Here is a 19,435-nt window from a genome sequence, read left to right on the forward strand (position 1 = left end):
GTGATTTTGAACTGTCGAACCCAGGCGGCCCGCAAATCCTCGCCACGTCTAGGTTCTTCCCACATCATCCCGCGTTATCCCGCCGACGGTCCCTGTGCCAATACTCCCACCACACCACACCTGCCAAACCTGTACCTAAACCACCCTCAGGCAAAGCGCGCCGGCGAGTACGGTGCAGGGTCGGTAAACGGCTTTTCGCCTAGCATCATCTCGGCCAGCAGGCGCCCCGACACCGGCCCCAGCGTCAGCCCCAGATGGCTGTGGCCAAAGCAGAACCACAAGCCGGGGTGACGCGGCGCGGCGCCGATTACCGGGCGCATGTCCGGCAGGCACGGCCGGCAGCCTACCCACGGTTCGGCATCCACGCGCTCGCCCAGCGGAAACAGCCCCTGTGCCAGCGCTTCGGCTTGCGCCAGCTGATTGGGCGTGGGCGGCGCGTCGCGGCGCGCCAGCTCCACGCCGGTAGCCAGCCGCAGGCCACGCGCCATCGGCGCCACCAGAAAACTGTTTTCCATGTCCACCACAGTCCGCTGCAAACCGGGGCCGCTGGCGCGATAGTGCATGTGGTAGCCACGCTTCACCTGCAACGGAATACGGTAACCCAGCGGCGTGAACACGTCGTCCGACCATGGCCCCAGCGCCAACACTACCTCGCGCGTCTGCAGTACGCCAGCGTCGGTGATCACCTGCCAGCCTTTGCCATGCTGGCGTAGCGCCTGCACCGCACATTGCTTGACTACCCCGCCCAAGGTCTGGAAGTAGGCCGCATAGCCGCGCACCAGGGCGCCGGGGTCGCGGATGCTGTGCGGGTCGTGCCAGTGGATGGCACCGCTGAAGCCCTGCCCCAGCCCCGGTTCGGTCTGGCGTAGCGCCGCCGCGTCCAGCACCGTCAAGCCCAGGCCATAATCGTGCGCAATGCGCTGCGCGTTAGCCGCCTCGGCGGCAAAGCCGGCCTCGCTGCGCCACGCCTCCAGCAGGCCCTCGCTGCGGCGCAACTCGGTAACGCCGGCGGCGCGAATCCAGGCATCGTGCTCGGGCAGGCAGGCTTCCAGCAGCGGCAGCATGGCGCGGCCGGTGGCGGCCAAGCGGGCCGGGGCCGACTCGCGCCAGTACTGCCACAGCCAGCCGGCGTAGGACGGCAGCGTGGCCGGGTGGTAGCGCACATCGGGCGAGCGGTTGGCCGCCAGCCGCAATACCGACGACAGCTGGCGCGGAAAGCCATACGGAATGACCGCCGCCCGTTCCAGCAAGCCGGCGTTGCCGTGGCTGGTTTCCTCGCCAGGCGCGCGGCGGTCCAGCAGCCACACCTGACGGCCACGTTGCTGCAAGGCCAAGGCGGCCGATACACCGACCATGCCGGCGCCCAGTACGATTACATCTGCATCCATGCTGCGTGTTGCCTTCCTGCTGCCGCGCCAGGGTTGGCTGCGGCGGTCATGACCTGGCGGCGGCCAACCCTGGCACACCGCTGCCCATCCGATGGCCGGGCGGGTCCGGATAACTTATTTGGCGATGATGTCGCGCTTGAAGTACTTCTGCGACAGGCGACTGAGGGTGCCGTCCTGCTTCAGCGCGGCAATGGCTTTGTCCAGCTCGGCCTTCAGCGGGTCGCCCTTGCGTACGCCGAAACCGGTGCCCTCGCCCAGCGTGGCAAAGTCGCTCAGCACCTTGCCCTTGAACTCGAAGGCCTTGCCCTGCGGCTTGTCGAGGAAGCCTTCCTGCGCATTCTGCCCTTCCTGTACCGAGGCATCCAGGCGGCCGGCAGCCAGGTCCAGGTAGATCTGGCTCTGGTCACGGTAGGCCACCACCTTCACGCCTTCACGCTCCCAGTGTTTGCGCACGAAGTCTTCCTGGGTGGCGCCCTGTAGCACGCCGACGGTCTTGCCCTTCAGCGCAGCCACGGTGGGTAGTAGTTTGCTGTCGCGGCGCGCCACCATCTGGATGGGCACGATGTAGATCGGCACGGTGAAGTCGATGGATTCGCGGCGCTTGGCGGTGATGTTCATCGCCGAGTTAATCACGTCGAACTTGCGTGCCTTCAGCCCCGGGATCAGTCCCTCGAACGAGGTTTCCACGTAGCTGCACTTGGCAGTCATGCGTTCGCAGATAGCGTTGCCGATGTCGATATCGAAGCCGACCAGCTTGCCGTCGGCCTGCTTGCTTTCAAACGGGGCGTAAAACGGTTCCAGCCCCATGCGGATGACCTGGCCGCCGGCCAGCGCCGGGGCCGCGAGCACGGCAAGAAGGGGAAGCAGGTAACGGCTGGCAGTGCGGGTTTTGCTCATGATGGTTTCTCCTGGCCTGATCCGGTGATGGCGCATCGACAGCGTGTCGACTGCGGGTGGCGGCTCGTGATGACCGCTTGCCGGCAAGAATAGATAAAATTTCCATCGTGGACAATTTTTTTCTTCATCGCTAAGCTGTGGCCATCGTGACCCGACACACAGAGACACCATGCAAGCCATAGACCATCACGCCGCCCCGCTCATCCTCAACGCCGACGCCATCCGCCCGCACCTGCCGCTACTGCCGGTACGCCAGGTACTGCTGCAGCTGTTTACCGCACTGGGCCAGGGCCAGGCGGTGCAGCCGGCGCAAACGCTTACCCTGTTTCCGGGCGACGCCGGCGACGTCATCACTTACCAGGGCGTGCTGGCCAGCCAGCAACTGTTCGGCGCCAAGCTATCGCCCTACATCGTGACCGGCGGCAAACCGCTGGTCACCGCCTGGACCAGCCTGTTTTCGATGCAGACCGGCCAGCCGCTACTGTTCTGTGACGCCAGCCTGCTCACCGTGGAGCGCACCGCCGGCACCACCGCGCTGGCGGTAGAGCTGCTGGCGCGCCCGGACAGCCGGCAACTGGCGCTGATCGGCTGCGGCGCCGTTGGCCAGGCCCACCTGCGCCATGTGCTGGCGCTGCGGCCGTGGACGCGCATCCGCGTGTTTGCGCCGGGCCTTGCCGCCGACCGCGCCTTGCTGGACACCTTGCTGGCCATCGATAACCGCATCGAACTGGCCACCTCGGCCGAAGACGCCGCCGCCGACGCCGACGTGGTGATGCTGTGCACGTCTTCCGGCAGCCCGGTACTGGACGTGGCGGCGCTGCGCCGCCCGGCGCTGATTACCTCGATCAGCACCAACGTGGCCCAGGCGCACGAGATCGCCCCGGCCCAGCTGCCACAGCTGGACGTGTACTGCGACCACCGCGCCAGCACCCCCAGCCGTGCCGGCGAAATGGTATTGGCCGCCCGCGACCACCAGTGGCAGGCCGACGCCATCCGTGGCGACCTGGCCGAACTGGTAAGCGAACGCTGCCCGCGCCCCGACTACCGGCGCCACGTATTCTTCCGCTCCATCGGCATGGGCTTGCAAGACATCGCCATCGCCCACGCCCTGCTGCAACGCGTACAGCAGGCCGGCTAGCGCCTCGATAAAAGGTTGGCCGCGCTTGTGGCCAACCCCGCGCTGCGGCACTATGCCGTCTCTGCCCGGAACCCGCCCCCATGAGCCAAGCCGCCCACGCTACCGACCTACTGCTGTCCCGCTACGCCCACCTTGCCGACAGCATTGCCAAGCTGTTTTTTCCGTATGCCGAAGTCGTCATCCACGACTTGGCCGAGCAGCGCGTGCGCTACCTGGCCAACAACCTGTCGCGGCGTGAAATTGGCGATGCATCCGGGCTGGAAGACATCGAACGCACCATTGCCGACCGCTTTGTCGGCCCCTACGAAAAGCTGAACTGGGACGGCCGCCGCATGCGCTGCGTCAGCAGCGTGCTGTTCGACGATGGCGGGCAAGCACTGGGCGTGATGTGCATCAACTTCAACATCGCGGTGTTCGAAGACATGCACGGCATGCTGGGCATGCTGCTCAAAGGCGCCGGGCTGGTAGAACAGCCAGCCGAGCTGTTCCGCGACGACTGGCAGGAACGCATCAACACCTTCATGCACGGCTGGCTGCAGCAGCGCCAGCTGGCGCTGAACGGCCTGACGCGCGACCAGCGCCGCGAGCTGGTGGCTGCGCTGTTCGCCGAAGGGGCGTTCCAGGGCAAAAGCGCTACCCACTACATCGCCAACGTACTGGGGCTGGGGCGCGCCACCGTGTACAAGTACCTGAAAGAGCTGAAAGAAAGCTGAGCAGCAAGGCCCCAAGGTTGGCCGCAAATAGCCAAAAGCCCACCGCATGCGGTGGGCCTTTGTTCGTCTGAACGGCTAGCGCTCAGTCTTCCTTCTGCTGCAAGAACAGCGTCAGCGTGAGTTCGCCGTTTTCGCCCTTCACGCTGCGTACGTTCTGCAGGCTGAGGTCGGAAGGCAGCAGCAGGCTGACGCCGTGGCCGATGCCGACCTTGCTCCAGCTCTTTTCCAGCCGCTTGGCCACCGACTGCGCCGGCAGCGGCGCGTCGCTTTCCAGCGAAAAGCCGTAGCTTTCGGCGGCGTTATCGAACAGGCGGCCAACCTCTTCCGAGCCCACGTAGCGTTCGGCCATGCTGCCCATCTGCCGTGGCGACAACTCCGGCTCGGTCTTGCACAGGTTCATCACTTCGTCCTTGAAGCGCACCTGCTCTTGCGGGTCCTCGATTTCTTCCGAGATCTGCTCCAGCACCTCGGCCACCACCTTGCTGCTGGTGCTGGTATCCGGCACCCGCATCGCTTGCAGGAAGTCGTCCAGCCAGAACTTGGCCTCGTTGCCCTGGCGGTCCACCGCGTACAGCAGCGGGCCGTGCTCCAGCAGCAACGCGCCCTTGTCGATCAGGCGCGGGTTGATGCCGCTGGCGTGGCTGATGTCGAACACCTCGCCGCTTTCCACGATGGTGAGGAAGTCTTCCTGGATTTCAGCCTTAAAGAGGCCCAACGCGCGCACTTCGCGGTCGCCGTCGCTCAGGCCGGAAAACAGGATCACCAGCAGGTCGCCGGCCATGATGTTGGGGTGCTGCGAGCGGGCGTACAAGTGCTTGGCGATGCGCTGCGACACCTCCAGCAGGTCGGCCTCGCCACGGAAGAACTGGCGGCTGTAGTGGTACAGCTCGTTCAGGTTGAGGTCGCTCTCGTGATAGAACTGGTACTTTTTCTTGTCGGAGACAATGCCCTTCAGGTAGCCGTCCAGGATCAGCGCCGACACACCCTCGTCCACCTGGGTGGCCTTGCCGGACAGCTGCAAGGGCTCGCTGCGGGCCGGGTTGCCGACACGGTGTACCACCAGACGTTCTACGCGGGCTTCGGTTATCTGCATGATGCTTCCTGTTAAGGGCTGAAAAACGGGTGGCGATTATCGCACATCCGGCCGCCAGGCCCTACGCCTGGCCAAACTGCAATGCGGCCAACCTGGCGTATAGCGGCGAGGTCTGCAGCAGCTGTTCGTGACGGCCTTCGGCCACGATGCGGCCGCCGTCCAGCACGATAATGCGGTCTGCCTGGCGCACAGTAGCCAGTCGGTGGGCGATCACCAGCGTGGTGCGGCCGGCGGCGGCCTGCTCCAGCGCCTGCTGCACCAGCTGCTCCGACTCGGCGTCCAGCGCGCTGGTGGCTTCGTCCAGCAGCAGGATGGGCGGGTTCTTCAGGATGGCGCGGGCAATGGCAATGCGCTGGCGCTGGCCGCCGGACAAGCGCACGCCGCGCTCGCCCAGAAAGCTGTGGTAACCATCGGGCAGCTGGGTAATGAAGTCGTGCGCGGCGGCCGCGCGGGCGGCGGCGATCACCTCGTCGTCGCTGGCCTCCGGGCGGCCGTAACGGATGTTTTCCAGCGCGCTGCTGGCAAAGATCACCGTGTCTTGCAGCACGATGCCGATATGGCGGCGCAGGGCCGCCGGGTCCAGCTGGTCGATGGCCACGCCGTTCAGCTGGATGCGGCCAACTTGCGGGTCGTAAAAGCGCAGCAGCAGCTGGAACAGCGTGGTCTTGCCAGCGCCGGACGGCCCCACCAGCGCCACGTGCTCGCCCGGGCGTACGTGCAGGTTCAGCCCCTGCAGCGACGGCTGCTCGGGGCGCGACGGGTAGGCAAAGCCGACATCCTGCAGCCGCAGCCCGTCACCACTGGCCGGCAGCGGCAAGGGCTGCGCCGGCGGCTGCACCGGCGAGCGTTGCGCCAGCAAGGCCAGCAGCCGCTCGGTGGCGCCGGCCGCGCGTTGCAGGTCGCCCCACACCTCGGCCACGGCGCCGATGGCACCGGCGGTCACCACCGCGTACAGGATGAACTGCGCCAGCTGGCCGCTGCTCATCTGCCCGGCCAGCACCGCGTGCGCGCCCAGCCACAGCACGAACACGATGGCGGCAAACACCAGCAGGATCACCAAGGCGGTAAGCTGGCTGCGGGCGCCGATGCGTGCCAGCGCGGTGTCGAAACTATGCGCCACCGAGGCCTCGAAGCGCGCCACTTCGGCACCTTCCTGGGCAAAAGCCTGCACCGTCTGCGCCGCGTTCAGCTTTTCGCCGGCCAGCGCACTGGAATCGGCAATGCGGTCCTGGCTGGCACGCGACAGCGCCCGCACGCGGCGGCCATAGACCAGGATCGGCACGATCACCAGCAATAGCGTCAGCAGGATGTAGCCGGTGAGGCTGGGGCTGGTCACTGTCAGCATCACCAGGCCGCCCAGCATAAGCAACAGGTTGCGCAGGCCCATCGACAGGCTGGTGCCCACCACGGTCTGCACCAGCGTGGTATCGGTGGTCAACCGCGACAGCACCTCGCCGGTTTGCAAGGTCTCGAAATACTGCGGGCTCATGGCGATGACGTGGCGGTACACCGCGTTGCGCAGGTCGGCGGTAACGCGCTCGCCCAGCCACGACACCAGATAAAAACGCAGCGCGGTAAACAGCGCCAGCGCGGCGGCCAGGCCGAACAGCAACAGGAAGTAACGATCCACCGCCGCCTGCTGCACAAAGGCGTGATCAATCAGGTAACGGAACGCCACCGGCAGCAGCAAGGTGGCCCCCGCCGCCAGCAACAGCGCCAGGCCGGCTAGCCACATGCGGCCGCGATAAGGCCGCAGGAAAGGCAGCAAGCCCCCCAGCGGCAGGAATTTCTGCAACAGTGTCGGCGTACTCACCACAGGCTCCGCTCTTCAGGGCAAAACAGGCAGATGGCCCCGCCGTGCCTGCAATTCAAGCCCCTGCCCGCTCAAGCCGACAATAACTGGCCCTGGCGCAGGGCGTGCGGGGTAGCGATATAGGCCACCTCGGCGCCAGCGCAAACCAGCCGCCCGGCCACCCGAGCGTAATAGTAACCGTCGTGACTGGCCACTAGCGGCGTGCGCTCGCCGCTGAGCGGATCGAGCAGGTAGGCAAGGCGGGTACCGGCTTGCACCTGCCGCCCGACAGGTACCTGATACACCACTACCCCGCCATGCGGCGCCACGATGCAGGCGACACCTTCCAGCGGTGTGGGCGGATTGGGTGGCAGCGGTGCGGGCAGCGGCTCGCCGGTCAGCACACCTTGCGCCATCAGCCAGGCCAGCAGGCTGTCGCTGTCCCTTGCGGCCAAGCTGTCGTCTACATCGGCTACGCCGCGCAACTCCAGCGTCACGGCAAACGGCACCGGCAAGGGCTGCGCCAGCTGGCGCTCCAGCCGCAGCCAGTTCTGCACCACAGCGTCATCGAACGACATGCCGCCAGCCTCGTCGCACAGCAAGGTGGCGCCTGCCTGCATGAAGCCGGCCAGCACGGCCGCCTCGGCCGCGTGGCGGTGATTGCCGTACAGGTGCAACACCGCCTCGCTATCGCAATGTACGTCCAGCACCATGTCGGCCTGCAGCGCCATGTCGGTCAGCGCATGTCGCAGCCCATCCAGCGCGGTGCGTTGCGGCAGCTCGGCCAGTGCCTGGCGCAAGGCGGCACGGGGGGGCAGCTGCCCTTCCCGGCACAACTGCGCGGCGCGCTCGCTGAGGTCGGGGTAGTGGCGGTTGAAGTTCTCTCCGCTATCACTCTCGAAGCGGCCGTGATGCTGCCCCTGCCAATGCTGCGCCATCCCCAGCGGGTTGCACATCGGCACCAGCGTGATGCGGCCAGCCACACGCCCGGCCTGCTCCAGCACTGTCAGCTCGCGGCGCAAACGGTGCAGCAGCAGCACGCCGGGCAACTCGTCGGCATGCAGGCCAGCCTGCAGGTAGACATGCGGGCCGCCGCCATCCTGGCCGAAGTGATAGCTATTGAAGGTATGTCGGGTACCCGGCACCAGGCCGGGCAGGTCGTGTTGTTGGCAGATCATGAAGGGTTCCGTGCAAGGATGGCACGCGGTGGTGGCCGGCGTGCCGGATAAGACATATCAGTCGTACTGGTTGTAGTCGAAGTACTTGTCGTTGATCTTCTTGTACGTGCCGTTGGCAAGAATGGTCTTGAGCGCCGCATTCACCCTGCCCAGTAGCACGGTGTCGTCCTTGCGCATGGCGATGCCGGAGCCGGTGCCGAAGTATTTCGGGTCATTCATGCGCGGGCCGAACATCTCCATCTGCTTGCCCTTGGGGCTTTTCTTCAGTTCGTAGGCACTGCCTACTTCCACCATCAGGGCGTCCAGCCGCCCGCTGGCCACATCCAGAAAGGCGTTTTCCACCGTGCTGTAAGTTTTCAGTCTGGCCCCGGCCGGCGCATACACGGCACGAGCATAATTGGCCTGGATGGTGCCCTGCTGTACGCCGATATGGCGCCCTTTCATGCTTTGCGGCGAACCATCCAGCTTCTGCCCGGCGCGACCGACGAAGGTGGTATAGCCGCCCTGGTACTTGTCGCTGAACGCCACCGCTTTCTTGCGCTCCTCGGTAATGGCCATCGACGCCACGGCCAGATCGAACTTCTTGGCAATCAGGCCCGGAATGATGCCGTCGAACTCATTGGCCACCACCTGGCACTTGATCTTCATTTCCTGACACAGTGCCTGGGCAATCTCAACGTCAAAACCGGTAAGGGCGCCATCGGCACGTACCATGCTATACGGCGGAAAAGTACCTTCGGTCACGACACGCAAAGTAGTGTCGGCGTATGCCGAGGCGGCAATCAGCAGCAAGCTGCCGGCAAGCAAGCGGGTTTTCATGTTTTCTCCTGGTGTCTCGATGCAGACGCCACCACTGTACGTGCCAGCCAAAGCGGCTAACATGTACAGCCCCGGGTTGTTTCGGCCTGACTGTACAGGTCGTCCCGCCTTCACAGCGACACGCGCCATGCCTCTGCAACTGGATCAACATCACGGCTCCCTCACCGACCGCATCATCGCCGCCGTACGCAGCGCCATCCGCCACGGCCAGCTCAAGCCCGGCGAAAAGCTGCCCTCCATCCGCCAGTTGGCGGCCGGGCACGGCGTCAGCACCTTTACCGTGGTGGAAGCCTACGACCGGCTAGTGGCCGAAGGCGTACTACAGGCGCGCCGGGGCGAGGGCTTTTTTGTCACCCCGGCTGCCGGCCGGCAACCGGCGCCCCCCAGACAGCCGCAGAAAACCGCCGACGCGTTCTGGCTGATCGACAACCGTTTCAACCCGGCCGACAGCGACCGTCAGCCAGGCAGTGGCTGGTTGCCGGACGACTGGTACGACCACGAAAGCCTGGCGCGCAGCCTGCGCGCGCTGGGGCGTGGCACGCCCCCCACCGCCTATGGCGAGTCGATGGGCTGCACACCCTTACGACAATGGTTGGCCGCACAACTACAGGAAAGCGGCCTGCCCGCCAGCCTGGACAACCTGCTACTGACAGAAGGCGCCAGCCAGGCGCTGCAGCTGGCCATCCGCGTGCTGGTAGAAGCGGGGGATTGCGTACTGGTGGATGACCCCGGTTATTGCAACCTGATCACCCTGTTGCACATGGCTGGCGCCCGCGTGGTGGGCGTACCGTGGACCGAGCACGGCCCCGACACCGCCCAGCTGGCCAGCCTGATGCAGCAACACCAGCCACGCGTGTTTTTTACCAACCCGCGCCTGCACAACCCCACCGGTGCCAGCTACGACTACGCCACTGCCCACCGCGTACTGCAATTGGCCGAGCAGCATGCCTGCTGGATCGTGGAGGACGACGTTTCTGCCGCGCTGGTCAACCACGGCCCCGGCCCGCTGCAAGCGCTGGGTGGCACCGAGCGCGTCGTCTACATCGGCAGCGTGTCCAAACACCTGGCCCCGTCCCTGCGAGTGGGTTTCGTGCTGGCATCGGACAGCGTGATCGACGCACTGGTCAACCACAAGATGGTGTGCGGCCTCAGCTCTTCTTTGCTGAACGAACAGCTGGCACTGGGCATGCTGCGCGACAGCAGTTACCGCCGCCGGCTGCACAAGCTGCAACAGCGCCTGCTGGCGGCCAACCTGGCCGCCCGCGACGGTTTTGCCGGCTTGGGCTGGCAGGTGTTCGCCCCGCCCGGCAACAGCCTGTTCCTGTGGGTGCGGCTACCCGAGCAGCTGGATGCCATCCGGCTAACCGAAGCCGCGCTGCCACACGGGCTGCTGCTGGCACCCGGCGTATTGTTCAGCCCCAGCCGCACGCCGCTACCCTGGCTACGCTGCAATATCGCCCACTGCCAGCCACCGCTGTTTGCATTTCTGGCACAGGCCGCCGCGCTGGCATAACAATAGATTCAGCACCCACAATAAACTCGCGCGAGGCTGAGCAAAATTCGATAGTGTCTACTGGTAGCCAGCGCGATTGCCCCGGCCCTTTCCCCTGTTTCCAACCGTGCGGCCCATACTGGCCGGCGCCGCACGCCTCGCTCCGGACTGACCCTCATGCTGATCAACTGCGTGGCCTACCAGAACGGCCAGAAACTGGGCGACATCGCTGTCGCCGACATCCACGACACCCTGCTGCGACCGGACTGTTTTGTCTGGGTAGCACTGAAAGACCCGCTACCCAGCGAAATTACGGCACTGGGTGAGCAGTTCGGCTTGCACGAACTGGCGGTAGAAGACGCGCAACACGGCCACCAGCGCCCCAAACTGGACGAGTACGGCGACATGCTGTTCTGCGTGATGAAAACCCTGCAACTGGACGACGAAGGCACGCTCAGCGAAGGCGAGGTGGACGTGTTCGTGGGCGCCAACTACGTGCTGTCGATCCGCAACGGCACGCGCAAGGGCTTCCAGAACGTGCGCGACCGCTGCGAGAAAGAACCGCACCTGCTGCAGCACGGCGCCGGCTTTGTGTTCTATGCGCTGATGGACGCGGTGGTGGACCGCTATTTTTCGGTAATGCACCAGCTGGAAGACGAGCTGGAGGCACTGGAAGACCGGCTGTTCTCACGCAATGGTTCGGCGCGGCAAAACATCGAAGACCTGTACGCGCTGAAGCGCAAACTGGTTCTGGTGAGCCACGCGCTGGTGCCACTACACGAAGCCACTGCCCGCCTGCACGGCGGCCGCGTGCCCCGCGTGTGCGGCGGGCTGCAGGATTACTACCGCGACGTGGACGACCACCTGGCGCGCATCATCCGCAACCTGGAGTCGCAACGCGACATGCTGTCCACCGCCATCCAGGTGAACCTGGCGATGATCTCGCTGGACGACTCCAGCGTCAGCAAGAAGTTGGCCGCCTGGGCCGCGCTGTTTGCCGTGCCCACCATGATCGCCGGTATCTACGGCATGAACTTCGAGCACATGCCGGAGCTGAAATCGGTAGACGGCTACCCGGTGACGCTGCTGATCATGCTGGTGCTGGACGCCATCCTGTGGTGGCGCTTCAAAAAGTCGGGCTGGCTGTAGCGGCCACTTTGGCAGGGCGGCCACGCTGCGCCCTGCCCGGGCATGGCTGCACCGCATCTGCGGCCAACTTGCCAGGCAAAGCAATCGCACAATGCGAAAAGCCCGCGTCTTTCGACACGGGCTTTTCTGAATCTGTGGTGGCGGGAGAAGGATTCGAACCTTCGAAGGCAGAGCCGGCAGATTTACAATCTGCTCCCTTTGACCGCTCGGGAATCCCGCCACATCAGGAAACGAAGTATGCTCCCAACTGCCCTTAGCGTCAAGCGTTTTTTGTAGAATTAATGCAATTTTCTAATTCATTTTCAAAAAAACGCTATTTTTCAAAAACTTGCACACCACAAACGGCGCTATCAATCCCAATACCCCGGCGTGGCGTACACGGTTTTCAGGTGTTCGATGAACAAGCGCACCCGCCCCGGCAGGTATTTTCTTTGCGCCACCACCGCATAAACCGGGTAATCCGGCGACGAAAAACGGTCCAGCACCGTCACCAGGCGGCCATCGGTGATGTCGTCTTTCACTTCCCACATCGAGCGCCAGGTCAGCCCCAGCCCCTGCAAGGCCCAATCGTGCAGCACGGCGCCGTCGTTACACTCCAGCGCGCCGCGCACTTTCAGGTTCACCAGCTCGCCGCCTACTTTGAAGGTCCAGCCGCGGCTCTGGCTTTCACCCAGCGACAGGCAATCGTGCTGCTCCAGGTCGGCCAGTGTCTTCGGCGTGCCACGCCGCGCCAGGTACGCCGGCGCCGCCACCACCACGCGGCGGTTTTCTGCCAGCCGCACCGCGATCAGCGTGGAGTCAGACAAATCGGAAATACGGATCGCACAGTCGATGCGGTCGCGCACCAGGTCGGTCAGCCGGTCGGACAGGTCCAGCGTGATGCGGATATCGGGGTGCAGCCGCAAAAAGCTGGCCACGTGCGGCGCCACATGGCGGCGGCCAAAGCCGGCTGGTGCCGACAGCCGCAAATGGCCGCGGGCGCGGGCGCTGCCGCTGGCCACCGCCGACTCGGCTTCCGACAGCTCGCCCAGGATGCGCTGGCAGTCCTCATAAAAAGCGTTGCCCTCCTGCGTCAGCGAAATGCTGCGCGTGGTGCGTACCAGCAGCTTGACGCCCAGACGGTGCTCCAGCGCGTCCAGCCGGCGGCCGATGATGGCCGGCACCACGTCTTCCTGCCGCGCCGCCGCCGACAGACTGCCCAGATTCACCACTGAAACAAAGGTTTCCAGCTGCTTGAACACGTCCATTACGGCACCAAAAGTAAAAAATGTTATGGCATTTTAGCGCTTTGCGCAGCGCAGCAACATGGCTACACTGAGCCCATCGATACTTATTCCAAACCCATGCGCAGCCGCGCAACACGACAAAGAGAGCCTTCCATGACTGCACGCATCCAGAAGCATCGCCTCGCCGTTGCGGCCAACCTTCACGACTTCATCGAGCAGGAAGCCCTGCCCGGTACCGGCATTGCCAGCGATGCATTCTGGCAAGGCTTTGACGCACTGGTACACGAACTGGCCCCGCAAAACCGCGCCCTGCTGGCCGAGCGCGACCGCCTGCAAAGCGAGATCGACGCCTGGCACCGCCAGCACCCGGGCCCGATTGCCGATATGGCCGCCTACAAGGCCTTCCTGTCCGGCATCGGCTACCTGAAACCGCTGCCGGCCGATAGCCGCATCGATACCAGCCGTATCGATACCGAGCTGGCCGAACAAGCCGGCCCACAACTGGTGGTGCCGGTGATGAACGCCCGCTACGCGCTGAACGCGGCCAACGCGCGCTGGGGCAGCCTGTACGACGCGCTGTACGGCACCGACGCCATCAGCGAAGACGACGGCGCCACCCGTGCCGGCGGCTACAACCCGGTGCGCGGCGCCAAGGTCATCGCCTTCGGCCGCGCCTTCCTGGACCAGGCTGCCGCGCTGGAAAGCGGCTCGCACAGCGACGCTGCCGCCTACCGCGTGGCAAACGGCCAGCTGGAGGTGGTACTGCAAAACGGTAGCAGCAGCGGCCTGAAGCAGCCGGCGCAGTTTATCGGCTACGCCGGCGACGCCGCCGCCCCCACCGCGGTACTGCTGAAAAACAACGGCCTGCACTTCGAGATCCAGATCGACAAGCAAAGCGCCATCGGCGCCCAAGACGGCGCCGGCGTGAAAGACATCGTGATGGAAGCCGCCATCAGCACCATCATGGACTGCGAAGACTCGGTTGCCGCCGTGGACGCCGACGACAAGGTGGTGGTGTACCGCAACTGGCTGGGCCTGATGCTGGGCACGCTCACCGAAGAAGTGGCCAAGGGCGGCAAGACCTTTACCCGCCGCATGAACGCCGACCGCCAGTACACCGCCGCCGCCGGTGGCAGCCTGACCCTGCACGGCCGCAGCCTGCTGTTCATCCGTAACGTGGGCCACCTGATGAGCAACCCGGCCATTCTGGACGGCGAAGGCCGCGAGATTCCGGAAGGCATCATGGACGCCGTGGTGACCACGCTGATCGCGCTGCACGACCAGCAACGTCGTGGCAACTCGCGTACTGGCTCCATCTACATCGTGAAGCCGAAAATGCACGGCCCGGACGAGGTGGCATTCGCCAATACACTGTTCGGCGCGGTGGAAAGCCTGCTGGGCCTGCCGCAATACACGGTGAAGCTGGGCATCATGGACGAAGAGCGCCGCACCAGCGTCAACCTGGCCGCCTGCATTGCCGCCGCCCGCCACCGTGTGGCCTTCATCAACACCGGCTTCCTGGACCGTACCGGCGACGAGATGCATACCTCGATGGAAGCCGGCCCGATGATCCGCAAGGGTGACATGAAAACCAGCAGCTGGATCCAGGCTTACGAGCGCAATAACGTGCAGGTAGGTCTGGCCAGCGGCCTGCGTGGCCGCGCCCAGATCGGCAAGGGCATGTGGGCGATGCCGGACCTGATGGCCGAAATGCTGAAGCAGAAGATCGGCCACCCGAAAGCCGGCGCCAACACCGCCTGGGTACCGTCCCCTACCGCCGCCGTGCTGCACGCGCTGCACTACCATCAGGTGAATGTGCAAGACGTGCAGAAAGGCATGGAAGCGCAGCCGGCCGAAGACCTGCAGGACGCGCTGCTCACCATCCCGGTGGCGGCCACCCCCAACTGGAGCGCCGCCGACATCCAGCAGGAACTGGACAACAACGCGCAGGGCATTCTGGGCTACGTGGTGCGCTGGATCGACCAGGGCGTGGGCTGCTCCAAGGTACCGGACATCCATAACGTGGGCCTGATGGAAGACCGCGCCACGCTGCGCATCTCCAGCCAGCACATTGCCAACTGGCTGCGCCACGGCATTGTGACCGAAGCCCAGGTTACCGAAACGCTGCAACGCATGGCCGCCGTGGTAGACCAGCAGAATGCCGGCGACGCGGCTTACCAGAACATGGCCGGCCGTTTCGACAGCTCGGTAGCGTTCAAGGCCGCGTGCGACCTGGTATTCAAGGGTTGCGCCCAGCCGTCCGGTTACACCGAGCCGCTACTGCACGCCTGGCGTCTGGTGGCCAAGGCACAGTAATTGTGTAGCAATTGCTTTATATAGCCGTCGGCATTTATTTAAAGCCGACAGCTGACCGTGGCAAAACCCGAGCGACGCATGATTTGCGTCGCTTTTTTATTGAATTCAGTGCAAACCTTGCACACAGAGGCCGTATATCTATGCCAAAATGCTAGCAACAACAGCAAACTCCTCCCTGATAGGATGATCGCGTGGATATTCAAAGCAAGCGCATCATGGAAAGCGGCAGCTACCGGCCGGTTTCCCTACGCCGACTCCGCCTCTGCCCCCCCATGCCACGCAATATGCTCATCGGCAGCTGGCTGCTGTCGATTGCAGCCTGCGTGGCACTGGGCTTGGGCGCGGTAATTTTTCAGTGGTCCGGCATGCCGATGAACTTTGGCGGCGTGTCGTTTTACGTGTCGGCCTACCCGCCGCTGACCATCTGCCTGCTATGGACGCTGCTGTTCGGCTTGGCATGGGGTGTGATACCCGCCTACCTGTCCACTTTCGTGCTATCGGTATACGCCGGGCTGCACCCCGGCTGGGCGGCACTGTTTGCCCTGGCCAACCCGCTGGGCTTGAGCGTTTTCACCATTGCCTACCGGGCACTATCGGTACCGCTGAACCTGCGCAGCATGGATTCGCTGCTGTTTTACGGCCTGCTGGCCTTTTTCAGCAGCGTGTTCAGCGCCAGTGGCGCTTTCATCTGGATTTACACCAACAATATTGCGTCAGGGGAGGCTTTTGCCCTGTGGCAGGGCTGGTGGCTGGGCAACCTGCTGCAGATGCTGTTCATTACCGCGCCCATTCTGGCCATCGTGGCCGACCCGCTGGGCAGCTGGCGCAACCGTAACCTGTTCCAGCTGGCCGACAGCCCGCATACCAGCCTGCGCTGGATGCTGCTGACCGCCAGCATGGTCGTTATCGGTGTCTACATGTACATCGCACTGTCTTTCTGGCTGAGCCACCAAGCCATCAGCACCAGTACCGGGCTAAATACTGTGGCTGGCTGGCAGCACGCTACCGAGCTGATCACGGCCTCGTCGTCGTCGGTCTATCTGGTGCTATCCATTCTGTTCCTGGCAATGGCCTCGCTGGGTTATCGCTTTGTGCGCACCTGGGTGGGCGAACTGCAACAAGCAGTACGTCATGCCGAAGACGCGAACCGCGCCAAGTCCGGTTTTCTGGCGCGCATGAGCCACGAGATCCGCACCCCGATGAACGCCATCATTGGCCTGTCCAACCTGGCGCTGCAGCATAACAAGAATGCACGCGAGCGCGACTATCTGCAGAAAATCCACCATGCTGGCAACTCGCTGCTGGTGATCATCAACGATATTCTGGACTTTTCGCGTTCTGAAATCGGCACCCTGCAGCTGGAACAGCGCGCCTTCAAGCTGGACCATTTCATCGACACGCTGTGCGACCAGCTGCGTACCCAGCTGGACGACAAGCAACTGGAGCTAGTGCTGGATATCGCACCCAACGTACCGCGTGTGCTCAGCGGCGATACCGTACGCCTGGGGCAGGTATTACTGAACCTGCTCAATAATGCGGTGAAGTTTACCGAGCGCGGCGAGGTCTGCCTCAGCATCCAGCGTCTGCCAAGCGATGCCGACGACGAAGCCTTGGTCAAACTGCAGTTTGCCGTCAGTGACAGCGGCATCGGTATCGACGAAACCCATCTGGCGCGGCTGTTCCAGCCGTTTACCCAGGCAGACGAGTCGATTACCCGTCGCTACGGCGGCACCGGCCTCGGGCTGGCCATCTGCCAACAACTGGTCAGCGCCATGGGCGGGCGCATTGAAGCCAGCAGCACACCTGGCCAGGGCAGCTGCTTCAGCTTTGCCATCCACCTGCCCTATGAAAGCGGCAGCAGTATTGCGCCAGTGGACAAGCCCGATACGCTCTTGCTTATCCATCGTCACGACGGTATCCGCGACAGCGTTGGCCGCACCCTGCAAGCGCTGGGCATGCAGGTCATCAGTGCCAACGGCATCGGCACTGCCCGCGCTATGCTGTATCAGCAAGGTGACATCCCGCCAGCTATCCTTATCGCCGAGCTTCCCGATGGCACACCGCTGGATAGCCATCTGGCCAACCTGCAGCGACTGGTGCCGGGTCGCACGCCGGACATCCTGCTGATAGAGCCGCACTACAGCCAAAGTGCCGCCAGCGGCAATACGCCGGTACCATTACTCAGCAAGCCGCTCTCTTCCGAGAAACTGCGCAAGGCGCTACAGCACGAAGCAGACACCCGCAGCCACGACAGGCCTCCCCATGATCAGCCGGCACAGCCTGGCTGCCTGCGCGGCCGTCAGATCCTGCTGGCAGAAGACAACGCAATCAACCGCCAGATCGCCAGCGAGCTACTGGAAGAAGCCGGCGCCACCGTCATCTGTGCCGAGAACGGCCAGCAAGCGGTAGAAATGGCACTGCATGGCCTGTTTGACGCCATCCTGATGGACGTACACATGCCAGTGATGGATGGCCTGGAGGCCTCGCGCCAGATCCGCGCCCATGGCTTGACTACGCTGCCCATTATTGCCGTCACCGCCCACGCCTTCGACGCGGCCCGCCAGGAAGCACTGGAAGCCGGCATGGACGAACACCTGAGCAAACCCTACACCCCGGAACAGCTTTACCAGCTACTGTGCCGCTACATGCCCACCACTACGCCGGCCCGCAGCCCGGAAGACAGCCCAAACCCGCCTGACCAAACGCCCGCATCGCAAAACGGGCTAAACCTGACAGAAAGCCAGCTGGACAACCTGCTGCAAAAGTTTCTGCTGCATCACGCCGACGACGCCAGCCAGCTGCGCCTGGCAAGCCTGCAGGGCAATATCGAGGCGGTACAGCTGATTGCCCACAACCTGAAATCGGTTGGTCATTACATCCGGCAAGCACCGTTACAGCAACTAGCAAAACAGCTGGATACGGCCGCCAAAGAAGGTAGCACGCCACCGCAGCTGGTAGAGGCGCTGGCCAGCGAACTGGACCACGTGCAGCAACAGTTGGCGCAACGCTTTAACCACCGCAATAACGCTGAGTGAGACCCTCGCCATGACAACCCGCCTGCTGCTTACCTGCAGCCTGTTACTGAGCCAGGCCGCCTTTGCGGCCAACCTGGAAATCGACCTTGGCAGCGCCGACCGCGTAGGCAAACTGTTCTCCTACCCCAACTGCAGCTACAACTGCCCGGCCCCGGCCAACTCGCTGGAGCAAACGGTGGAACACTGGCTGGGCCAGAGCGTCAGCCGCGACGGCTACACCTCGCCGGTACGCGTCTTCCGCCGTGACGACCGCCTGATTGCCGAACTGGTGCGCGATACCGACCCGGCCCACCCTGACGCCAACAAGTACCCGGCGCCGGACGACTACCGCGACGTGGTGCAAGGCTATCTGGACGTGGCCGACATCGGCTACGCCAAAGCCGAAGAGCTGAAGCAGACGCCGCTGTGGCAAGCCGACTGGCGTTTCTTCCTGACGCTGGGCATGGCCATGCGCAACCATGCCACCGTGCAATTGCTGCATTTCCCGCCCGATACCGTGCTGAACGACACCCAGGATTACCTCAGCGCCGCCACCACCATCCGCTGGGGCAACCTGCTGGGCTTTAACGGTGTGGACGTGCGCCAGAATGCGCTGTACCAGACCATCGACGACATCGCCCCTATTGCCGCCCCGGCCAACGACGGCAGCAAGCTGGATGGCGTCTACGACACCTTCACCCCGTACACGCTGGCACTGATGCAACGCTGGACCGCCCCCAAACCCGGCACGACCCAGCCGCGACCGATGGTGGTGCTGGGCAGCCCGGCGCGCCAGTGGCTGGCCAAGCAGTTCAAGCTGGGCACGCTGAAAGTAGGCGACCAGTTCACGCTGGACCTGGGCAATAACCAGAAAGTACCGGTAGCGGTAGGCAACCACCCCAGCCTGATCTGGAATGCCGGCAGCGACAGCCAGGGCATCAGCATCATGCGCCAGGACCTGACCGTGTCGTGCTGGCAAGCCGCCATGGGCAAGAACCCGGCCGCCGACGGCAAAGCCACCATGAGCAGCTGCCAGCAGACCTGGCAAAACGAAGTACAAGCCTGCCGCCTTTACTACACCTCGATCAAGAACACCAGCTACGCCACCGCCGTGCAAAACTGCACCCCGGCCACGCTGAAACGCAGCAAGAAATCGTAAGCCACGCCGGCCCGGCAGCCCCCAGCGGCGCCGGGCCGGTCGCAGCCGGCGACAGGGATGC

At 64.1% G+C, this 19,435-nt stretch carries 14 protein-coding genes and 1 tRNA gene; 7 read left to right on the plus strand and 8 right to left on the minus strand.

Going from position 1 to position 19,435, the window contains the following annotated elements:
- Positions 1-146: 146 nt before the first annotated feature.
- Together ACK4FZ_RS06120 and ACK4FZ_RS06125 are read right to left on the minus strand one after the other, a co-directional pair.
- Positions 147-1,388 carry an NAD(P)/FAD-dependent oxidoreductase gene (locus ACK4FZ_RS06120; protein ID WP_409818890.1) on the minus strand — a complete coding sequence of 414 codons (1,242 nt, stop codon included), beginning with the start codon at positions 1,386-1,388 and terminating at the stop codon, positions 147-149.
- Between the two features lie 114 nt (positions 1,389-1,502).
- The gene (locus ACK4FZ_RS06125; protein WP_409818892.1) at positions 1,503-2,285 is read right to left on the minus strand and encodes a transporter substrate-binding domain-containing protein; all 783 of its coding nucleotides are present in this window, start codon (positions 2,283-2,285) and stop codon (positions 1,503-1,505) included.
- Between the two features lie 169 nt (positions 2,286-2,454).
- Between ACK4FZ_RS06125 and ACK4FZ_RS06130 the strand changes: the two genes are divergently transcribed.
- Positions 2,455-3,423 carry an ornithine cyclodeaminase family protein gene (locus tag ACK4FZ_RS06130; RefSeq protein WP_409818895.1) on the plus strand — a complete coding sequence of 323 codons (969 nt, stop codon included), beginning with the start codon at positions 2,455-2,457 and terminating at the stop codon, positions 3,421-3,423.
- Between the two features lie 80 nt (positions 3,424-3,503).
- Positions 3,504-4,136 (plus strand): transcriptional regulator, encoded by a 633-nt coding sequence (locus tag ACK4FZ_RS06135; RefSeq protein ID WP_409818899.1) that lies wholly within the window; start codon positions 3,504-3,506, stop codon positions 4,134-4,136.
- Between the two features lie 82 nt (positions 4,137-4,218).
- On the opposite strand, the gene ACK4FZ_RS06140 is transcribed toward ACK4FZ_RS06135, so the two are convergent.
- The 4 genes from ACK4FZ_RS06140 to ACK4FZ_RS06155 all read right to left on the minus strand — a co-directional run bounded on the left by ACK4FZ_RS06140 (position 4,219) and on the right by ACK4FZ_RS06155 (position 9,018).
- On the minus strand, positions 4,219-5,229 hold the full coding sequence (locus ACK4FZ_RS06140; RefSeq protein ID WP_409818901.1) for a nucleoid-associated protein: 1,011 nt from the start codon (positions 5,227-5,229) through the stop codon (positions 4,219-4,221).
- Positions 5,230-5,290: 61 nt separating this feature from the next.
- Positions 5,291-7,042, minus strand: a complete 1,752-nt coding sequence (locus ACK4FZ_RS06145) for an ABC transporter transmembrane domain-containing protein (protein ID WP_409818903.1) — start codon at positions 7,040-7,042, stop codon at positions 5,291-5,293.
- A 71-nt stretch (positions 7,043-7,113) separates the two neighbouring features.
- On the minus strand, positions 7,114-8,199 hold the full coding sequence (locus ACK4FZ_RS06150) for a succinylglutamate desuccinylase/aspartoacylase family protein (protein WP_409818905.1): 1,086 nt from the start codon (positions 8,197-8,199) through the stop codon (positions 7,114-7,116).
- Positions 8,200-8,256: 57 nt separating this feature from the next.
- Complete coding sequence (locus tag ACK4FZ_RS06155) at positions 8,257-9,018, minus strand: transporter substrate-binding domain-containing protein (protein ID WP_409818907.1); 762 nt, start codon at positions 9,016-9,018, stop codon at positions 8,257-8,259.
- A gap of 127 nt (positions 9,019-9,145) precedes the next feature.
- On the opposite strand from ACK4FZ_RS06155, the gene ACK4FZ_RS06160 reads away from it, so the two are divergent.
- Complete coding sequence (locus ACK4FZ_RS06160) at positions 9,146-10,531, plus strand: PLP-dependent aminotransferase family protein (RefSeq protein ID WP_409818911.1); 1,386 nt, start codon at positions 9,146-9,148, stop codon at positions 10,529-10,531.
- Positions 10,532-10,687: 156 nt separating this feature from the next.
- Positions 10,688-11,659: a magnesium/cobalt transporter CorA gene (gene corA, locus ACK4FZ_RS06165; RefSeq protein ID WP_409818914.1), complete on the plus strand. Its 972-nt coding sequence runs from the start codon at positions 10,688-10,690 to the stop codon at positions 11,657-11,659.
- Positions 11,660-11,794: 135 nt separating this feature from the next.
- Here the strand turns inward: corA and ACK4FZ_RS06170 are convergent.
- Together ACK4FZ_RS06170 and ACK4FZ_RS06175 are read right to left on the minus strand one after the other, a co-directional pair.
- Positions 11,795-11,879, minus strand: a tRNA-Tyr gene (locus ACK4FZ_RS06170).
- A gap of 130 nt (positions 11,880-12,009) precedes the next feature.
- The gene (locus tag ACK4FZ_RS06175) at positions 12,010-12,906 is read right to left on the minus strand and encodes a LysR family transcriptional regulator (RefSeq protein ID WP_144371361.1); all 897 of its coding nucleotides are present in this window, start codon (positions 12,904-12,906) and stop codon (positions 12,010-12,012) included.
- Positions 12,907-13,038: 132 nt separating this feature from the next.
- On the opposite strand from ACK4FZ_RS06175, the gene ACK4FZ_RS06180 reads away from it, so the two are divergent.
- The 3 genes from ACK4FZ_RS06180 (at position 13,039) to ACK4FZ_RS06190 (ending at position 19,374) form a co-directional block, all read left to right on the plus strand.
- Positions 13,039-15,201: a malate synthase G gene (locus tag ACK4FZ_RS06180; RefSeq protein WP_409818916.1), complete on the plus strand. Its 2,163-nt coding sequence runs from the start codon at positions 13,039-13,041 to the stop codon at positions 15,199-15,201.
- Between the two features lie 191 nt (positions 15,202-15,392).
- Complete coding sequence (locus ACK4FZ_RS06185; RefSeq protein ID WP_409818919.1) at positions 15,393-18,236, plus strand: ATP-binding protein; 2,844 nt, start codon at positions 15,393-15,395, stop codon at positions 18,234-18,236.
- Positions 18,237-18,246: 10 nt separating this feature from the next.
- Positions 18,247-19,374, plus strand: coding sequence for a hypothetical protein (locus ACK4FZ_RS06190; RefSeq protein ID WP_409818921.1), 1,128 nt, complete (start codon positions 18,247-18,249; stop codon positions 19,372-19,374).
- Positions 19,375-19,435: the final 61 nt, after the last annotated feature.

This window comes from Vogesella sp., assembly GCF_046297735.1.
Taxonomy (GTDB): Bacteria; Pseudomonadota; Gammaproteobacteria; order Burkholderiales; family Chromobacteriaceae; genus Vogesella; species Vogesella urethralis.

What these genes read in the sequence shown, in the direction of transcription:
- ACK4FZ_RS06130 (WP_409818895.1), top strand. Translation starts at nt 2,455, where the DNA reads ATGCAAGCCATAGACCATCACGCCGCCCCGCTCATCCTCAACGCCGAC.
- ACK4FZ_RS06135 (WP_409818899.1), top strand. Translation starts at nt 3,504, where the DNA reads ATGAGCCAAGCCGCCCACGCTACCGACCTACTGCTGTCCCGCTACGCC.
- corA (WP_409818914.1), top strand. Translation starts at nt 10,688, where the DNA reads ATGCTGATCAACTGCGTGGCCTACCAGAACGGCCAGAAACTGGGCGAC.
- ACK4FZ_RS06150 (WP_409818905.1), bottom strand. Translation starts at nt 8,199, where the DNA reads ATGATCTGCCAACAACACGACCTGCCCGGCCTGGTGCCGGGTACCCGA.
- ACK4FZ_RS06120 (WP_409818890.1), bottom strand. Translation starts at nt 1,388, where the DNA reads ATGGATGCAGATGTAATCGTACTGGGCGCCGGCATGGTCGGTGTATCG.
- ACK4FZ_RS06180 (WP_409818916.1), top strand. Translation starts at nt 13,039, where the DNA reads ATGACTGCACGCATCCAGAAGCATCGCCTCGCCGTTGCGGCCAACCTT.
- ACK4FZ_RS06140 (WP_409818901.1), bottom strand. Translation starts at nt 5,229, where the DNA reads ATGCAGATAACCGAAGCCCGCGTAGAACGTCTGGTGGTACACCGTGTC.
- ACK4FZ_RS06175 (WP_144371361.1), bottom strand. Translation starts at nt 12,906, where the DNA reads ATGGACGTGTTCAAGCAGCTGGAAACCTTTGTTTCAGTGGTGAATCTG.
- ACK4FZ_RS06190 (WP_409818921.1), top strand. Translation starts at nt 18,247, where the DNA reads ATGACAACCCGCCTGCTGCTTACCTGCAGCCTGTTACTGAGCCAGGCC.
- ACK4FZ_RS06160 (WP_409818911.1), top strand. Translation starts at nt 9,146, where the DNA reads ATGCCTCTGCAACTGGATCAACATCACGGCTCCCTCACCGACCGCATC.
- ACK4FZ_RS06125 (WP_409818892.1), bottom strand. Translation starts at nt 2,285, where the DNA reads ATGAGCAAAACCCGCACTGCCAGCCGTTACCTGCTTCCCCTTCTTGCC.
- ACK4FZ_RS06155 (WP_409818907.1), bottom strand. Translation starts at nt 9,018, where the DNA reads ATGAAAACCCGCTTGCTTGCCGGCAGCTTGCTGCTGATTGCCGCCTCG.